This window comes from Exiguobacterium aurantiacum (assembly GCF_024362205.1).
Lineage (GTDB): Bacteria > Bacillota > Bacilli > Exiguobacteriales > Exiguobacteriaceae > Exiguobacterium > Exiguobacterium aurantiacum_B.
The window spans coordinates 2796973-2814673 of the sequence record NZ_CP101462.1 but is presented as its reverse complement, the minus strand read 5'-3'; the positions used below and the strand labels follow the sequence as shown (position 1 = coordinate 2814673).

The 17701-nt window shown below is 53.7% G+C and carries 19 protein-coding genes and 1 riboswitch; of the genes, 11 read left to right on the top strand and 8 right to left on the bottom strand.

The features are described 5' to 3' along the window. Positions 1–46: 46 nt before the first annotated feature. On the bottom strand, positions 47–2002 hold the full coding sequence (locus NMQ00_RS14655) for a HAMP domain-containing sensor histidine kinase (RefSeq protein WP_255177260.1): 1956 nt from the start codon (positions 2000–2002) through the stop codon (positions 47–49). Positions 2003–2194: 192 nt separating this feature from the next. Here NMQ00_RS14655 and NMQ00_RS14650 point away from each other — a divergent pair, with 192 nt between their 5' ends. Then, positions 2195–2515, top strand: a complete 321-nt coding sequence (locus NMQ00_RS14650) for a PadR family transcriptional regulator (RefSeq protein WP_255177259.1) — start codon at positions 2195–2197, stop codon at positions 2513–2515. After that, positions 2512–3537, top strand: a complete 1026-nt coding sequence (locus tag NMQ00_RS14645; protein ID WP_255177258.1) for a DUF4097 family beta strand repeat-containing protein — start codon at positions 2512–2514, stop codon at positions 3535–3537. The genes NMQ00_RS14650 and NMQ00_RS14645 overlap by 4 nt, the downstream gene beginning before the upstream one ends. Positions 3538–3595: 58 nt before the next feature. Here NMQ00_RS14645 and NMQ00_RS14640 read toward each other — a convergent pair whose 3' ends face one another. The 4 genes from NMQ00_RS14640 to NMQ00_RS14625 all read right to left on the bottom strand — a co-directional run bounded on the left by NMQ00_RS14640 (position 3596) and on the right by NMQ00_RS14625 (position 7959). Continuing rightward, on the bottom strand, positions 3596–4291 hold the full coding sequence (locus NMQ00_RS14640; RefSeq protein WP_255177257.1) for a LutC/YkgG family protein: 696 nt from the start codon (positions 4289–4291) through the stop codon (positions 3596–3598). After that, positions 4288–5691, bottom strand: coding sequence for a LutB/LldF family L-lactate oxidation iron-sulfur protein (locus NMQ00_RS14635; RefSeq protein WP_441294623.1), 1404 nt, complete (start codon positions 5689–5691; stop codon positions 4288–4290). Before NMQ00_RS14635 ends, NMQ00_RS14640 begins: the two co-directional genes overlap by 4 nt. 2 nt (positions 5692–5693) lie before the next feature. Continuing rightward, positions 5694–6431 carry a (Fe-S)-binding protein gene (locus NMQ00_RS14630; RefSeq protein ID WP_255178730.1) on the bottom strand — a complete coding sequence of 246 codons (738 nt, stop codon included), beginning with the start codon at positions 6429–6431 and terminating at the stop codon, positions 5694–5696. A gap of 238 nt (positions 6432–6669) precedes the next feature. Further along, on the bottom strand, positions 6670–7959 hold the full coding sequence (locus NMQ00_RS14625; protein WP_255177255.1) for an NCS2 family permease: 1290 nt from the start codon (positions 7957–7959) through the stop codon (positions 6670–6672). Positions 7960–8195: 236 nt separating this feature from the next. Between NMQ00_RS14625 and NMQ00_RS14620 the strand changes: the two genes are divergently transcribed. The 5 genes from NMQ00_RS14620 to NMQ00_RS14600 all read left to right on the top strand — a co-directional run bounded on the left by NMQ00_RS14620 (position 8196) and on the right by NMQ00_RS14600 (position 11007). Then, complete coding sequence (locus NMQ00_RS14620) at positions 8196–8429, top strand: hypothetical protein (RefSeq protein WP_255177254.1); 234 nt, start codon at positions 8196–8198, stop codon at positions 8427–8429. Between the two features lie 11 nt (positions 8430–8440). Next, the gene (locus NMQ00_RS14615) at positions 8441–9400 is read left to right on the top strand and encodes a LacI family DNA-binding transcriptional regulator (RefSeq protein WP_255177253.1); all 960 of its coding nucleotides are present in this window, start codon (positions 8441–8443) and stop codon (positions 9398–9400) included. Between the two features lie 67 nt (positions 9401–9467). Further along, positions 9468–9749, top strand: coding sequence for a HesB/YadR/YfhF family protein (locus tag NMQ00_RS14610; RefSeq protein ID WP_021068075.1), 282 nt, complete (start codon positions 9468–9470; stop codon positions 9747–9749). 94 nt (positions 9750–9843) lie between these two features. Continuing rightward, a complete protein-coding gene (locus NMQ00_RS14605; protein ID WP_021068076.1) occupies positions 9844–9981 on the top strand; it encodes a hypothetical protein in 138 nt (45 codons plus the stop codon). 96 nt (positions 9982–10077) lie between these two features. After that, the gene (locus tag NMQ00_RS14600) at positions 10078–11007 is read left to right on the top strand and encodes a manganese-dependent inorganic pyrophosphatase (RefSeq protein ID WP_255177252.1); all 930 of its coding nucleotides are present in this window, start codon (positions 10078–10080) and stop codon (positions 11005–11007) included. A 51-nt stretch (positions 11008–11058) separates the two neighbouring features. On the opposite strand, the gene NMQ00_RS14595 is transcribed toward NMQ00_RS14600, so the two are convergent. The 3 genes from NMQ00_RS14595 to NMQ00_RS14585 are packed head-to-tail and all read right to left on the bottom strand — an operon-like array spanning position 11059 to position 14427. Then, positions 11059–12183 carry a DUF418 domain-containing protein gene (locus tag NMQ00_RS14595; protein WP_255177251.1) on the bottom strand — a complete coding sequence of 375 codons (1125 nt, stop codon included), beginning with the start codon at positions 12181–12183 and terminating at the stop codon, positions 11059–11061. Positions 12184–12204: 21 nt separating this feature from the next. Continuing rightward, on the bottom strand, positions 12205–13758 hold the full coding sequence (locus tag NMQ00_RS14590; protein WP_021068083.1) for an ABC-F family ATP-binding cassette domain-containing protein: 1554 nt from the start codon (positions 13756–13758) through the stop codon (positions 12205–12207). A 60-nt stretch (positions 13759–13818) separates the two neighbouring features. After that, positions 13819–14427, bottom strand: a complete 609-nt coding sequence (locus tag NMQ00_RS14585) for an NAD(P)-dependent oxidoreductase (RefSeq protein ID WP_255177250.1) — start codon at positions 14425–14427, stop codon at positions 13819–13821. A 130-nt stretch (positions 14428–14557) separates the two neighbouring features. Further along, positions 14558–14659: riboswitch (purine riboswitch) on the top strand. 77 nt (positions 14660–14736) lie between these two features. Here NMQ00_RS14585 and NMQ00_RS14580 point away from each other — a divergent pair. From NMQ00_RS14580 to NMQ00_RS14565, 4 genes are read left to right on the top strand one after another with little or no spacing between them, the layout of a single operon-like run. Beyond that, on the top strand, positions 14737–15318 hold the full coding sequence (locus tag NMQ00_RS14580; RefSeq protein ID WP_034780728.1) for a xanthine phosphoribosyltransferase: 582 nt from the start codon (positions 14737–14739) through the stop codon (positions 15316–15318). Continuing rightward, on the top strand, positions 15315–16619 hold the full coding sequence (locus NMQ00_RS14575) for a nucleobase:cation symporter-2 family protein (RefSeq protein WP_255177249.1): 1305 nt from the start codon (positions 15315–15317) through the stop codon (positions 16617–16619). Before NMQ00_RS14580 ends, NMQ00_RS14575 begins: the two co-directional genes overlap by 4 nt. A gap of 34 nt (positions 16620–16653) precedes the next feature. Then, complete coding sequence (locus NMQ00_RS14570) at positions 16654–17301, top strand: NAD(P)H-binding protein (protein WP_255177248.1); 648 nt, start codon at positions 16654–16656, stop codon at positions 17299–17301. Beyond that, on the top strand, positions 17298–17690 hold the full coding sequence (locus tag NMQ00_RS14565) for an RDD family protein (RefSeq protein WP_255177247.1): 393 nt from the start codon (positions 17298–17300) through the stop codon (positions 17688–17690). The genes NMQ00_RS14570 and NMQ00_RS14565 overlap by 4 nt, the downstream gene beginning before the upstream one ends. Positions 17691–17701: the final 11 nt, after the last annotated feature.

Below are 17701 nucleotides of genomic sequence, written 5' to 3'. Positions count from 1 at the left end.
ACAATCTGAAGGGAGGATTCGCTTTACGCGAATCCTCCCTTTTTTGTTAGCTGCTCATCTGATCTTCCATACTATACTTCGGCAAGATGATCGTGAACGTCGATCCGTGCCCGACGTTCGAATCGACCCGGATTGAGCCGCCATGGCCTTCAGCAATTTCTTTACAGATGGCAAGGCCGAGTCCCGTGCCGCCGATTTTGCGGCTGGCCGAATTGTCGACCCGATAAAACTTGTCGAACAGTTTCGGCAACGCCGACAGTGGAATCCCGATGCCTGTGTCTTGAATCGAAATCTCAATGACGTCTGATTTATCATTCGTGACGCAGACGGCGACTTTTCCGCCGTCCGGCGAATATTTGATCGCGTTGTGGAGCAAGTTCGTGAACAGTTGGTTGAGCCGATCCCGGTCACCGTATACATACAGATTCGTGTCACACTCGAGGGCGAGCTGATGATGTTCGCTCGCGCCTTGATGGACGGCGATGGTCTCTTTCAAAATGGCATGCAGGCTCTCCGGTTGGCTATGGTACGTCTGTTTGCCGGACTCCATCCGTTGCACGTCCAATAAGTTTGAAATCAAGTCCTCGAGACGTAGCGTCTCTTGGTGAATCATCCCTAAATATTGATCGGTGCGTTCGGCAGGCATCGTCCGATAGCGAAGCAGTTCGGTGAAGCCGATGATGCTCGTAAGCGGTGTGCGCAGTTCGTGCGACACGGTCGAAACGAGTTCTGTCTTCAACCGGTCGACCTCGGTCTCTTGCGTCACATCCCGGAAGACGAGCATCGTGCCATGACGGGTGCCGCGCAAGTGGATTTTCTCCGCATACATCTGGATGAATCGTTCTTCTTGATTCATCGAGAACGTTACGCTTTCTTCCATGCTCTCACCGTCAAACGCACGGCGCATGAATGAAAAGAACGAGTCTTTTTGATCGACTTGCAGGCCGAGTTCTTCTAAATCAACATCCAAGCGATACAGGTCCATCTCGTTTCGTTTCGTGACGGCTTGGTTGAACATGATAAAGAGGGCCTGGTTGGCGAACTTTTCATGTGTCGTATGTTCGACGTAAATGACCGCATCACGAATCGAATGCAACAGTCGCGCCGTCTTCTCGCGCTCTTCCTCGACTTGATAGCGCTGCGTCGCGAGCGAAGAGGCCATTTGACGGAATGAGTTCGTCAGCTGTCCGACCTCGTTCCGTGACGACACGGCCGCTGGAATCGGGATGATCCGCTCGTCCGCCAAACGTTCACTGTTGATGATCAGCTCATGAAGTTGACCGGTCAGCCGTTGGACGTAAGGGCGGGCAGCGATAAAGAGGACGAGCAAGACCGCTAGGAGCGAGAGGAGCCATAACACTTGGGCCCACTTCGTATGTGTGGCCAGTTGTTCACGTAGTTGATTCTCTTCCTCATTCAACGAGTTGCGATACTCTGTGAATACGGTCTCCATGTCAACGATGCTAGCGCTCATGTCAGCCGCACTTTTCGAGTTGATTTTGAATTTGCGATCGGCAGGTGGCTCCGCTTGCGGGTTCACTTTACCGAGCGTCGGCATTTTTAAGAACGGTTCAGTGACCGTCCCTTCGCGTTTGGCAACGACATAACGCTCAAGGCTCGGCATGACGCGCTGTTGGTAGGCCGAGAAGAGCGTCCGCGCATCACTAGCATACGTTTTCTCTTTTTCGGTGACCGCGTTCGTTTCGAACCAGGTGGTCTGCGTTTCAATCAAGTCTTGTTTGTCTTTGACACGAGCGAGCATCGCCTCGTCGCCGAGGATGACGTAACCACGCATCTCATATTGCATCGACTGCCACGTCTCAAATAGCTCGGTCGCGTTCGTGCGACGTTCACTAATGTTCTCGAGCGATGACGTCGTCTGTTCGATTCGGTTTTCCGTATACATGTACACGGCGAGTGAGGTCAGGAGGATCAATCCGATGAATAAATAGAAGACGAATAAAAACTGTCTTCCGATCCGTTGGTCAATCCATGTTTTCATAAAAGGCCGTTCCTTCCTGGAACTGCGTACATTCCTACTGTGACAAATACCCTGCGAGTGTCGTCCCTTCATTGTACAGATTTGAACCAGTTGTTTCCACCAATCAAGAAATAAGCGGAAATCCGACTATTGTCTATTGAATAATAGTGAATGATGAGCTATTGTTTAATATATAGTAGAGGAGGCGAGGGAATGAATCCTCAGTTCAAGAAAGGTGTGCTCAACTTGTGCGTGCTCGCGCTCGTCGAGACGCATGACCGCTACGGCTACGAGCTCGTGCAAGCCATTTCGACGAAAGTCGCCATCTCGGAAGGAGCCGTCTATCCACTTCTGAGACGGCTCACGTCGGACGGGTATTTCACAACGTATTTAAAAGAATCAGCAGAAGGACCGCCGCGAAAGTATTACGCGATCACGGAGCAAGGGGAAGCTCATTTGGCGGAACTACGCGCGGAGTGGGAAGCGTTCACGACCGGTGTCAACGAATTGATTGAAGGGGGAACGGGCAAATGACAGAAGAACAGTACTTATTAGAACTCGAACGGTTATTGATGGGAATGAGCGTCATCGATCGGGTCGATATTTTACGGGACGTGTCAGAGTACTTTGCGAGCGGACGGATTGACGGGAAAAGTGATGCGGCGATGGTTGAGGAACTCGGAACGCCGGATGCGCTTGCGAATGAGTTACTCGGTTCCGTCGAGCCACTCACAGAAGAGCGTAAAGAACCTGCCATTGTGAAAAGTCCGAACGTGGCGTTTCGCAACGTCTCGATCAACGTCCTGCAAGCACACGTCAAAGTCGTCCCATCTGATGACGGCTTTGCCTACGCGACGCTCGAGACGGAACGGGACCACGGGGTGACGATGGATATCGTTGGAGACACGCTCGAAATCCGAATTGAGTCAGAACGTCGTTTCGGTCTGTCGAACCTATTCTCCTGGATCGTCACGAAAGCACCGGTGTTACACGTCGAGCTGCCGCGCCATGCGTATGAGAAGGTCATGATCAAAAACCGTCTCGGTTCGTGCGATATGAGCAACGTTGACGCCACGTCGGTCGACGTCGAGAGTGAGAATGGGAGCATCACGGCCCACACAGTTCGCGCCGAGCGTGCCTCATTCCGCTCCTCGAACGGAAAAGTCAGTTTGACGTCGATAACAGGACAGATCCTTGACGCGCAATCATCGAACGGGAGTGTGGAAGTGGGCGCCTCGAACGTGGACCGCCTCGAAATCCAATCGTCGAACGGTCGCCTCGATATTAACGACGTGACAGGAGCGATTGAGGGGAAAACCTCGAACGGCCGCATCGACTGTGTGATTGATGTGATCGAGCATCCAATCCGTCTGAAGACGAACAATGGCCGCATCGATATGCGTCTGAAGCAAGATCCGCGTGATGCCGTCATTCGGGCCAAGACGAGAAACGGCAAAGTCGAGCTGTTCGGAGACCGGGCGAACGAGCGGACGTTCGGGGACGGAGCGGTTGAAGTCAAACTGACGAGCTCAAACGGGAGTATCACGGTCGAATAAACTGAACACAAAAAGACTCGCTACGTGAATGGCTTCATCACGCGGCGAGTCTTTTTCCTTATAAGTCATGGACGAGCACGTAGGCGACACGGACAGGTCCGTGGACGCCGACAATCAAATTCATCTCGATATCGGCCGAGTTCGACGGGCCGGAGATGAAGTTGACACCGTTCGGCGAGGCGAGGTCACCGGTCCGGTCAAGTTCGGCTAATTTTTTGGCTGCCTGTGTCATCCGCGGCACGAGCACCGATTTCGGGATGATGGCAATATGGTCGCGCGGCAATAAGCTGATTGTGCGTGACTTCCCTGGAGCCGCGTACTGGACGATCGTCGCACTCTCGGCGAGGGCCTGGTCGGCAATCGTGATACCGATATCGGCCTTCACGGCGAGGGCACGGCTGTCTTCTGGCCGCTCCGCATCCCACCAGTCGAACGATTCGCTCGTCTGGGGCGCCCATGCCTGGATTCGGTCGTCACGTTCGGCGATGATGCTCTGCCCATCATACCGTTCAATCAAGAGACGGAGTGTATCATCGAGGTTAGCCGACTCGCATTCGACGACGTCAGTATGGATGCGTGTCGCGACCATCCGGAACGTCTCGAGCAGTTCCTCGTCAGAGGCGTCTTTCAGCACCTCGTCTTGCGGGCGGTGCTTATACACGCGTTTCGGCGGCGTCAAGTCGACGTCACGTCCGAGCTGTCCCGCGATCCGTTTTAGAAAATCCTCGCGATTGGTAATCGTTCCTGGATTCATTCTACATTCCCCCGTTTCTTGAACCAATCCCGTACCGTCTGCTTGGCCGGTTGTGGCAAGTCTTTCGAATCCGTCCACGCCGGTAACCCTTTGTCGATTTGTCCCGCTTTCGTGAACGGGGACGACGCGAACGGCGCGATGTGTTCGGCCGCTTCGAACAAGAACGGGCTCGACGACGTGACCGCGAAGCCTTTCATGGCGATGCGCTCGACGAACGGTGACTGTTTTCTCTCTTCGACGATGACACGGCGATGTTCGATTAGCAACTCGTGAAGCGGGATTTTGACCGGGCAGGCTTCCGTACAGGCACCGCAGAGACTCGAGGCGTACGGCAACTCTTTATAGTTCTCATAACCATCGAGGAGCGGGGCGAGCACGGCACCGATCGGACCCGGATAAATCGAGCCATAGGCATGACCGCCGATGTGACGATACACCGGACAGACGTTGATACAGGCCGCACAGCGGATACATTGGAGCACCGACTGAAATTGCGTGCCGAGGATACCGGAGCGTTTGTTGTCGACGATGACGAGATGGAACTCTTCTGGTCCATCAACTTCACCAAAACCTCTCGTACCGGCGAACGTCGTGATATACGATGTGAGTCGTTGGCCGACGGCACTCCGGCACAACATGTTGACGAGTACCTCGAACTCCTCATACGACGGGACGATTCGTTCCATCCCCATGACCGAGATGACGGTGTCCGGAAGCGACGTCACCATGCGCCCGTTTCCTTCGTTCGTGACAAGACCGACGGCACCGCTCTCGGCGATGGCGAAGTTACAGCCGGTGATCCCGACTTCGGCTTTCAAAAAGTCTTTTCGCAGCTCGCGACGGGCATAGCGTCCGAGCTCGGTCGGGTCGTTCGTCCCTTCGTAGCCGTGGGCCGTGAACGTCTCGTGGACGGCGTTCCGGTCCTTGTGCAAGGCAGGGGCGACGATATGCGACGGCGGGTCGTTATCGAGTTGCAGAATCCATTCCCCGAGGTCGGACTCGACGACCGTGCATCCTTCCTCATGGAGCGCCTCGTTCAAGCCGATCTCTTCTGTCACCATCGACTTTGATTTGACGACGTGCTTGGCATTCTTAGCGCGCACGACTTCCCGGATATAGCGGTTCGCTTCTTCCGGTGTCTCGGCGAAGAAGACGTTTCCGCCCCGTTTCGAGATATTCTCGCTCAATTGATATAAGTAGTAGTCGAGATGTTCGAGCACGTGCTGACGAATCTCTTCCGAATGGTCCCGGAACGCTTCCCAATCCCCGAGTTCCCCTGCCGCGTTTAAACGTCCGTCACGCAGACGGTTTTGCGCCGAGCTGACGGCCTGGCGCATGAACGGGTTGTCGATTCCGTCCTTGCGCCGTTCCTGAAACTTCTCATCTAACCGAATCCCCATACTCATGCTTGTTTCACCCCTTCGTTCAATACTTCCGCGATATGCATCACTTTGATTGGATGCCCTTGTTTATGCAGGCGCCCCCCGATGTTCATCAGACACGAAGCGTCCGCCCCGATCAACACCTCGGCCCCCGAGCTTAAAATCGATTCGACTTTCTCGTCGACCATTTGCACTGAGACATCCGGCATTTTGACAGAGAACGTCCCCCCGAAGCCGCAACAGTTATGGACGTTCTCGAGCGGGAGCATCGTCAATCCGTCGACATTTTTGAGCAGCTGACCCGGTGCCGCCTCGATTCCGAGGAGACGCGTCATATGGCACGAGGCGTGATACGTCGCCTTGGCCGGGAATTTGGCCCCGACGTCTGTCACTTCGAGCACGTCGACGATGAACTGCGTCAATTCGAACGTCTTCGCCGCATGGGCCTCGGCCCGCATCTTCCAAGCGGGATCATCTTTGAACAAATGCGGATAGTCGCGCATCATCATGACACAAGAGCCGGATGGACCGACGATATAATCGGCATCGGCCTTCTCGAACGTCTCGATCATATGCTTCGCAATTTTCTTCGTCTCTTCATGGTAGCCGCTATTGTAGGCGGGTTGCCCGCAACACGTCTGCTCAAACGGGAAACTGACGTCACAACCGAGATGTTCTAATAGTTCGACCGTCGCTTGTCCTACCGATGGGAACAACGTATCGGAGAGACAAGTGACGAACAGTGCCACTTTAGGCATGTCCATTCCTTCTTTCCTGTTCATAGTGTAATTCGTAAACGGTTTCACGGTTATTATTCCATAACTAACACGCGTAAGACAGAAAAATGGAACGATTCTCTCAAAAAATTGTCAAATCCTACCTAATTGAGAACTAAATGATAATGAATCAAGATTCAGGCTAGAACTGATATACGACAGTGTTCCCGTGCTGAATAACAGAAAAACCCTCGTCGGTCGACGAGGGCTCGAATCTAACTTATAAGAAGAACATTTCCAAAATGAATAACGCTCCGAACAAGTAGATGAGAGGGTGGACCGTCTCTTTGTTCATCGCTTTGAAGATTGGATACAGGATGAAACCGAAGGCGATTCCGCGTTCGATGCTGCCTGAGAGCGGCATGATCAGAATCGTCATGAACGCCGGGAAGTATTCGCTGAAGTCTGTCCAGTCGATATAGCGGACGTTCGTCAACATGAGTGCGCCGACGATGATCAAGGCCGGTGCCGTGATGGCGGCAACGCCAGAGATGGCACCAATGAGCGGGCTGAAGAACAACGTCAGTCCGAACAAACCGGCAACGACCGCTGTCGTGAGACCGGTCCGTCCACCTTGAGCGACACCGGCAGCTGATTCAATGTAGGCCGTCGACGGGCTCGTCCCGACGAGCGAGCCGCCCATCGTCGCGAGTGAATCCGCGAATAAGGCGCGGTGCCCGTTCTCGATCGTCCCATCCTCTTTTAACAGGTTGGCTTGTTTTCCGACACCGACGAGCGTTCCCGTCGTATCGAACAACGTGACGAGGAAGAATGACAAGACGGCACCGAACAAACCGTATTGGATGACGTCTGAGAACGCCGTGAGCGGATTGACCATGAGCCCTTCCGGCAATGTCGGCATCGCCGTCACGCCTTCAATCTTCAAGAGACCCATGAAGGTGGCCGCGATGCCTGTGAGCACCATCCCGATGAGGAGCGAGCCCGGCACGTTCCGTGAGAACAAGAGGGCCGAGACGATCAAGCCACCGAGGACGAGCAGGACGCTTGGCGACGACAAGTCACCGAGGCGAACGAGGTTCGCTTCATCGGCGACGATGAGTCCTGACAACTTCAATCCGAGCGAGGCGATGAACAAACCGATCCCGGTCGTAATGGCGTGCTTGAGCGAGGCCGGAATGGCTTGAATCAGTTTCGTCCGAATCGGTGACAGCGACAAAATCAAGAAGAAGACCGACGAGACGAAGACGACACCAAGTGCGGCCGACGGCGTGATCTGTTGCTGGGCGACGAGCGTATACGCAAAGAATGCGTTCAGTCCCATCCCTGGTGCGACGGCGATCGGGAGGTTGGCGTAGAACGCCATCAATCCCGTCCCGATCAAGATGGCGATAATCGTCGCCGTGAACGCTTGGGCGAACGGGATGCCTGCATCTGACAGAATCGCCGGGTTGACGACGGAGATGTATGCCATCGTCACGAACGTTGTGATACCTGCCATCACTTCTTGTTTAACGTTCGTGCCATGTTGTTTCAATTGAAAAAAGTTCATGTATAAAACTCCCTAATCTCTTTAATTTCCGAACATTATTGTTCTTTAACCTTCAAACAAACGTTATCAACTTGATGACTATACAAAAAGAGTCGGCGGGCGTCAATGATTTCAAGCGAAAAAACCTAAAAATTTCTTATATCGATGTTGAATGTTCGGAAATAGACAAAATAAAAATAGTACTTGCTCTGAAACGCGTTTCAGACTGTACGGTTAAGTCAAAGGAGGGATTGCTCATGAATCCGACAACGTGGAAAACCTGGTGTAGTGGGATCGTTTACGAACTTGTCATCAATCAGTTGTATACGCCGTTCGGAAGAATGTTGTGCGCCCGTTTTCAAGACGAGTTTCTTCATTTACCCGTTGAAGAACGGTTCCGCCTCGTCCAAGCCATCCGAAAGCAAGTGATTGCGAAAGGTGACAGTCAGGAGTCAGAGTGGGTACACTATATCCAAAGACTGACAGATTGAGGTGAAGCGGAATGGCGAACATCCGAGATATCGCGAAATATGCGGACGTATCTGTGACGACGGTGTCGCGCGTGCTCAATGAGCACCCGTATGTGTCGAAAGAGAAGCGTGAACGGGTGCGACGGGCGATGGCCGAGCTTGGCTATTTACGGAATCAGCAGGCGCTGACGTTGTCGACCGGTCGCACGCAGCGTTTCGTCGTCGTGTTGCCGTATTTGGATCATCCGTATTATGGACTGTTCGTTAACGGGCTCGCGAAAGCCGCCCTCCAAAGAGATTACCGACTCGTCATGTGGCAGACAGAGTATCAACTCGACCAAGAACGGCAAGCGCTTGATTTATTGAAGCACCGTGAAGTCGATGGGGCGATTCTGTTATCCCATACGATGTCATTCGATGAGATGGAAACGTATCGACAATTTGGTCCGATTGCGGTTGCGACCGTCGGAGCGCCGCAGACGATTTCTTCGGTTCACGTCGATCATTACACCGCGTTCGTCGCCGGGTTGCGCGTGTTGGCGCAAGCCGGATATGCCGAAATCGGCATCGTGTTGTCACGACAAGACAGTCCAAGCTCGATTGCGCGTCAGCAGGCGTACTTCGATGAAGTCGAACTTGCGCGTGAGCGGTGGGTCTGGACCGGTTACTTGACGAGCGAGGACGGGATCGGATTGGCCGATGCGTTTCTGCGTCAACAAGAGCGTCCTCGAGCGCTCTTTTTCTCGTCGGATTATGTGGCGCTCGGTTTTTTAGGAGAGCTGCGCCGTCGCGGCGTCAGCATCCCCGATGAAGTCGCCATCCTTGGCTTCGATGGTCATCCGATCGGTCAGGCGTTCGGGCTGTCGACGATGCACTCCCCGAACGAAGACATCGGCCGGACGTTGTTCGATGTGACGTTCGAGGAGATGAAAGGCGCGGCTTCGGTCACAAACAGTTTAACGGTCACGTATTTGCCCGGTACGACCCTCTAGGCAACTTCCTCGCTCGGTTTTTCTGAAACGATTAGAATGGAGACAGAAGTCGAGAGGAGGATGACAGATGAAGATTAACGTGACAGAAGAAGCACTCCAATTTTTCAAAGATGAGATGGAAGTCGAGGCAGGCCAGACGGTGCGCCTATTCGCCAAATATGGGGGTTCGACCGATTTGACGCACGGCTTCTCAGTGGGCGTCATCACAGAAGACATCGACAACGCGGCCGTCGAAACGGAAGCGGACGGGATTCGCTTCGTCGTGGCTGAACAGGATGAGTGGTTGTTCCAAGGGCAAGACGTCAACGTCGAGATCCGAGGCGACGAGGTCGTGTTCGTTCAAGCGTGATATCACAGTTTGTTAACAGAAAGAATACATCCGTTTGAAGCCATCCAGCTCGGGGAACAGTCTACGACATGACAAAACCGAAAGGATGAGACAGATGTCAGAACAAGATAAAAAACGTGAACAAGAAGAACAAGAGAAGTTGAAACGAGATCAACCGGATATTTCGCACGAAGAAGATTCAAAAGGGGATCATTCGGACCTTGAAGAGACGGACGAAGACGAACAAGCGTAAAGAGCCCCTGGTGGCTCTTTTTGTTTGGGAATTGAAAGAATGAGGATAGACGGTATAATGGATAAGGGAAAACTATCATAGTGAGGAGAATGCATCATGAGTACAGTACTAGTTTTCGGACATAAAAATCCAGACACGGATACGATTTGCTCGGCGCTCGCTTACGCGGAGCTGAAGAAAAAGTTAGGCATGGACGCTGAGGCGGTCCGTCTCGGCGAAGTGAACGGGGAGACGCAATATGCGCTCGACCACTTCCGCGTCAAGGCACCACGCCTCGTGGAACGCGTGTCAGACGAAGCGAACTCGGTCATCCTGGTCGACCATAACGAGTTCCAGCAAAGCGCGGAAGACATCGCAGACGTGCGCATTCTCGAAGTCGTCGACCATCACCGCATCGCCAACTTCCAAACAGCGGATGCTCTCTACTATCGGGCCGAGCCGGTCGGTTGTACGGCGACGATCTTGCTCAAGCTCTATAAAGAGCACGGCGTCGAAATCGCGCCTGACATGGCAGGATTGATGCTATCGGCGATCATCTCGGACTCGCTCTTGTTCAAGTCACCGACGTGCACGGACGAGGATATCAAAGCGGCAAAAGAACTCGCAGCCATCTCAGGCACAGACATCGAGACATACGGTCTAGAGATGTTGAAAGCTGGAGCGGACCTTAGCCAAAAGACGATTCCAGAACTCATCTCGCTCGACGCGAAAGAGTTTGCGATGGGCGACTACCGCATTGAGATCGCTCAAGTGAACACGGTCGACGCGAACGACGTGTTGAGTCGGAAAGCTGAAGTCGAAGCGGCAATTGCCGTGAAGATGTTAGACAAAGAGCTCGATTTGTTCGTCTTCGCCATCACGAACATCTTGACGAACGACTCGGAGGCACTTGTTGTCGGTAAGAAGACTGATCTATTCGAACAGGCGTTCAACGTCAAATTGGTCGATGGTCTGGCGACACTTCCTGGCGTCGTCTCACGCAAAAAACAAATCGTACCGGTGCTCACAGCAGCGGCGACGAACTAAGAAACGAGAAAGGCTCGAAGCAGATTGATCTGCTTCGAGCCTTTTTTGCGGTTAAGATGCTTGTTTTTGTCGTCCATACGTTCCAATGCGCCACAATTTCTCGAATGGGCCGTATCGATGCGATTTGAGCCACCACATCGAGAAGAATGCCTGGGCAATCAAGATCGCGATGCTTAAGAACAATCCTTCCGTCAACGACAGGCGACCGTAGTAGCCGAGGGTGATGACCGGGATGACGACGACGAGCGTGTGCGTCAAATAGTTCGTCAGCGCCATACGGCCGAGCGCCTGAAGCGGACGGAATGCGCGTCCGTTGCGGACGGCGATCGTGAACAGACAGACGTACACCGTCGCAAGCAGTTTGCCCGAGACGAGGACGGCGGCTGAGTTCGTCGAACCGTATGCCGCGCCATCTCCGTAGTGATGCCAAAGGATGACTGCGAAGAAAGGCAGGGCAGCTGCCGCGCAGATGATGGCCGTCCGCGTCAATCCTCGGATGCTCCACGTGAGGAGTTTCCGTTCCCGTCCGATATAAAGTCCGAACAAGAACAGGCTGAAGATTTCAAAGCCGGCGAACAACGAGTTTTGGAACATATCAATAATTTCATTTTCCAAGCGATAGTCGAACCATGGTCCGAACCCGGAATTGAATGCGGACGGGAATGGGCCTCCAATAGATGTATATCCTAGCGCCCATTCCAGATAGATTGAGGAGCCGTAGAACAATACAAAGCTCGTGAGCAACAAGCCCCATGCCCATGTCAAAATCGCGCGATTGCTCAATCCATAAAACAGCGGGAGCAACAAGCCCCACATCGCATACGTATGTAAGATATCACCCGACCAAATGGCCAGGTGAGCAAGTCCGAATAGGAACAAGATGGCGATGCGCCGGATGTAGCGGCCGACCGAGTCCCCACGCGCATACGAACGTTCGAGGAAAATCGAGAAGCCGATTCCGAACAAGAGCGAGAAAATCGTATAAAACTTCGTCTGGACGAACAAATCGAATAGCGTCCGGACGAGTAAATCGCTCCCCGCATAATCGGTGCGACCGAAAATCCAGTCGCTTCCGAGCATCGTGGGGATATTGACGAGGAAGATGCCGCACAGGGCAAACCCTCGAATGATGTCATACAGAACGATGCGTTCGTTTACTTGAATCGGGCCAGCCATACGCCACTTCCTCTACACGGATTAGAATACTTTTGTCGTCCACGATTCACAGTTCCAGACGTCGGTGACAATGTCTTGATAGAACTCCGGTTCGTGACTGATGAGTAGGATACTGCCTTTATATTCCTTCAACGCGCGCTTCAACTCTTCCTTCGCGTCGACGTCCAAGTGGTTCGTCGGCTCATCGAGGAGGAGCAAGTTCGATTCGTTGTTTTGGAGCTTACAGAGACGGACCTTCGCCTTCTCTCCACCACTGAGGACCGCGATTTTACTCTCGATATGCTTCGTCATGAGACCGCATTTCGCGAGCATGGCGCGGACTTGTTGCTGGTTGAGGGACGGGAATTCGCTCCAAATCTCTTCGATACACGTGTTGTTGCTGACAGCCGCTTCTTGTTCGAAGTACCCGATCTCCAAGAACTCACCGCGTTCGACGGTTCCTTCAAGCGGGTTGATCATGCCAAGAAGACTCTTCAACAGCGTCGTCTTCCCGATCCCGTTCGCACCGACGAGGGCGATTTTTTGACCGCGCTCCATTTGGAGGTCGAGCGGGCGTGAGAGCGGCTCGTCATAACCGATGACGAGATTTTTGGCGTCAAAGATGAGACGGCCTGACGTACGAGCCTGAAGGAAGCGGAACTCTGGTTTCGGACGTTCCGCACTCAGTTCGATGACGTCCATCTTATCGAGCTTCTTCTGACGCGACATCGCCATGTTCCGTGTCGAGACGCGTGCCTTGTTGCGGGCGACGAAGTCTTTCAAGTCGGCGATTTCAGCCTGCTGGCGTTTATAAGCCGATTCGAGCTGCGAGCGCTTCATCTCGTACACTTCCATGAACTTGTCATAGTCGCCGACATAGCGTGACAAGTCTTGGTTCTCCATATGGTAGACCAAGTTGATGACGCTGTTTAAGAACGGGATATCGTGCGAAATCAAGATGAAGGCGTTGTCGTAGTTCTGGAGATAACGCTTCAACCACTCGATGTGGGCCTCGTCCAAATAGTTGGTCGGCTCATCGAGGAGGAGGATGTCCGGCTTCTCGAGAAGCAATTTCGCGAGCAATACTTTCGTCCGCTGACCACCTGAGAGGTCCGTGACGTCACGGTCGAGTCCGACATCTAAAATACCGAGACCGCGTGCAACTTCCTCGACTTTCGCATCGATGATATAGAAGTCGTTCGAATCGAGCATCTCCTGCAGTTCGCCGACTTCGGCGAGCATGTCATCCATCTGTTCAGGTGTCGCATCGCCCATTTCCATGTAGAGCTCACCGATTCGTGTTTCGGTGTCAATCAAGTATTGGAACGCGCTCTTTAACACGTCCCGAATCGTCATCCCACGCTCGAGGACAGCGTGTTGGTCGAGGTAACCGACACGGACGTTTTTCGCCCATTCAATTTTGCCTTCGTCAGGCTGGAGCTTACGCGTGATGATGTTCATGAACGTAGATTTTCCTTCACCGTTCGCTCCGATGAGGCCGATGTGTTCGCCTTTCAATAGACGGAAAGACACGTCATTTAAAATGGCGCGATCACCGAAACCGTGGCTCAAGTTTTGTACTGTTAATATACTCATATTTCTTATTCGTTCCCTTCAAAGTTGACTATCCGATATTGTAGCATGGATTCAAAAAAATTAGTACGCCAGTCCGACCGATTGGCGGATGAAGAGCTGGTCTTCGACGGCGTTCAACATGAACTGGGCGACATCGGCTCGCGAGATTTGTTTGCCGTTGTCTGGGATGCTGTCGACGGACGTGCGATACACCGATGTCCGGGGACCATCCGTCAATTGCATCGGCCGCACAATCGTGTAATCGAACGACGAGTTGCGCCATAAATCGACCGCGGCTCGGTGATCACGGAGTGGTTTCCGAAGCATGAACGTGACGACCGTGCCGGCGATGCCTGGAATCTCTTTATCGATTCCAGCCGATGCGAGATAGACGACCCGATTGATGGCGTTCGCTTTCAGTGCTGGGACGAGCGCATCGGTGACGCGGGCCAAGAAGTCCGAATCACTCAAGTCGGTCCCGAGACAGCTGATGACGGCATCATGACCAGCGAGTGCGTCCGTCAGTGCGGTGCTGTCTGTGACGTCGCCTTCGATGATTTCAAGTTGCGGGGTCCGGATGAGTTTTTTCTGTTCCCGCACGAAGGCGGTCACGTGGTGGCCATGCTCGATGGCCTGGTCGACAAACTGATGACCGGTCCGGCCGGTGGCCCCTAATACGAATAGCTTCATATGGATGTGGCTCCTCTCGTTTTTCCAGTATCTTCAGTATACAGCAGTTTCAGAAAAATCGAACTTTTAGCCGTCTTTTCCAAAACAGGTTGCATTTTATGAAATATCGTCTAGAATAAGTCCTATCTTATATAAATAAAAGATTCGCACTCGTATATCAGCGGGAATATGGCCCGCAAGTCTCTACCGAACCACCGTAAATGGTTCGACTACGGGTGACGCTTGTCGTGTGCATTCGTTTTGTTTCCATGCGGTTCGTCGTCCCCGGGTTGGGGTGACGAATCGCATTTTTTTATTGGAGGGAAAACAATGAAGCAGTTAGAAGACAAAATTAGAGATGAAGGACAAGCGTTGTCCGAGCACGTATTGAAAGTCGATGCCTTCTTGAACCATCAAGTCGATCCCGTCTTGATGCAGGCCATCGGACGCGAGTTCGCGGACCGGTTCCGTGACGCCGGAATCGACCGCATCGTCACATTGGAATCGAGCGGGATCGCTCCGGCCATGATGACGGCGCTCGAGATGAACATTCCGTTCGTCTTCGCCCGTAAACGCAAATCACTCACACTTCAAGATGACCTCGTTGAAGCGGACGTCTACTCGTTCACGAAACAAGAGACGAACCGCATCAGTTTGAGCCGTCGCTTCGTCCAACCTGGGGAGCGCGTGCTCGTCATCGATGATTTCCTCGCTAACGGGGAAGCGGCACTCGGTTTGACGCAACTCGTCGAATCGGCCGGTGCGGTCGTCGCCGGTGTCGGGATCGTCATCGAGAAATCATTCCAGCCGGGACGGGACAAGTTGCTCGAGCGAGGTTATCAGGTCGAGTCACTCGCTCGGATCGCTAAGCTTGAAGCAGGTGAGATCTCCTTCATGGAGGTGGTCCGATGAACACGTTCAAGACAGCCAGTCTCGGATTCCAACACTTACTCGCCATGTACACGGGCGCGGCCATTGTCCCGCTCATCGTCGGCGGAGCCATCGGGCTCGGTCCGACAGAACTCGCTTACCTCGTCGCGATTGATTTGTTCATGTGCGGTGTCGCCACACTGTTGCAAGTGTGGACGACTCGTTTCACCGGTGTTGGTCTGCCAGTCGTGCTCGGTTGTACGTTCACCGCGGTCGGACCGATGATTGCCATCGGCAGCTCGAGCGGAATCACCGCCATTTACGGGGCGCTCATCGCGAGCGGAGTCATCGTCATCCTGATTTCAGGTTTCGTCGGGAAACTGGCCCGTTTCTTCCCGCCGGTTGTGCTCGGTTCAGTTGTGACGATTATCGGTTTATCGCTCATCCCGGTCGCTGTCAACGATATTGGCGGCGGGACGCCAGGTGATCCCGGCTTCGCTTCGATGCAAAACTTGGCCCTCGGTGGTTTGACAATTGCCTTGATTCTCGTCTTGAACCGAATCGGTACCGTGTTCACGCGGGCGGCCGCAGTCTTGTTCGCGGTCTTGATCGGCACAGGTGTCGCCGCGTTTCTCGGTCTCGTCGATTTCAGCCCGGTCCGTGAGGCCGGTTGGTTCCAAATGGTGCAACCGTTCTACTTCGGGATGCCGACGTTTGACGTCTCGGCCATCCTCGTCATGACGCTCGTGGCCATCATCTCGATGATCGAATCGACCGGTGTCTTCTTAGCATTGAGCGATATCACGAAAAAGCCGATCGGCTCGAACGAGTTGACAAAAGGCTATCGGGCCGAAGGTGTGGCGACGATTCTCGGTGGGATTTTCAACAGCTTCCCATACACGACGTTCAGTCAAAACGTCGGTCTCGTCCAATTGTCAGGCGTCAAATCGCGTCGCGTCATCTTCTGGACGAGTGGTCTGTTGATTTTGCTCGGCTTCTTGCCGAAAGTCGCTACGTTCACGACATTGATCCCGAAACCGGTGCTCGGTGGGGCGATGCTCGTCATGTTCGGTACGGTCGCCGCGTCAGGGATTCGAATCTTGAGCCAAGTCGATTTTGCGAAAAATGAGAACTTGATTACAATCGCCTTGTCGATCGGTGTCGGGCTCGGTATCACGGCCAACCCGGCCATCGTCGCGAATATGCCGGAAGCGGTCCAATTGTTCACGGACAGCGCCATCGTCGCAGGATCGTTCACCGCGCTTCTGTTGAACGGGTTCTTCCGACTCGTCGACCGGTTCCGTCCGGCCGAGGTCGTTGCCGATAACCGGCAAGTCAGCTAGACTGAAAGGAACTACGTAACTAGGGGGAACAAGCATGGGGAAAACTGCATTAGTCGTTGGCGCCACCGGATTGATTGGCCGCGAACTCGTCGAACAGTTGCTCGAACAAGAACGATATGATCAAGTCTGGATTGTCGTCCGTCGCTCAAAGCGTTGGAGTCACCCGAAACTTCATGAGGTCGTCGGGTTCGAAGGAATGGACGAGGCGTTGCCGCATATCGATGACGTCTACTGTGCGCTCGGGACGACGATTGCCGTCGCCGGTTCACGTCAGGCGTTCAAATATGTCGATCTCGAGTTGCCGCTTGAAGTGGCGCGCGTCGCGAAGCAGCACGGTGCGGCACGTTATGCCGTCGTCTCGGCACAAGGCGCGTCACTTCGGTCACCTTTCTTCTACAACCGGGTAAAAGGGGAGCTCGAGAACGGGCTCAAAGTGTTCGGCTTCGAACACTTGATTATCGCCCGTCCGTCGCTCCTGCTCGGAGATCGGGAAGAGTTCCGCCTCGGCGAGAAAGCGGCCGAAGTCGTCAGCCGTCCGCTCCAACCGTTGTTACTCGATAAACTACCGGATGCCGCACCGATTCAAGCGCTCCACGTGGCGCGTGCCTTGATCATGGCCGCGGAAGAAGGGCAGGGCATCGAAGTGTTGACGTCTGGCATGATGCAGAGGATGAGCCAATGAATCCATTGACGAAGAAACGCACCAAAGCCGTCTTGATCGACGGCGTCATTGCGGGATTGGTCAGTTACGGTGTCGAACAGCTCGTCCGAAAGAAAGTGAAGAGCGAGTTCGTCCATGCCGTCATCACCCCGACGCTCGTCTCCTACGCACTTGAGGCATGTCAGATGCGCCGCGGCGGACAGACGCTCGGCTATAAGCTGATGGGACTCGAGTTGAAGAATGACGACGGGACCCCGGTCACGGCCGAGCAAGCGTTCAAACGGGCGCTTCACCGCGACACGATTTCGATTGCCGCCTACGTCAAGGACCGGGCACACTTCGAGTCCGAAGATGGTGCCGTCTTGCCGCACGACGCAGCGTTCCATATGCACGTAACCGAAAAAAACTGACCTCTCGAGGT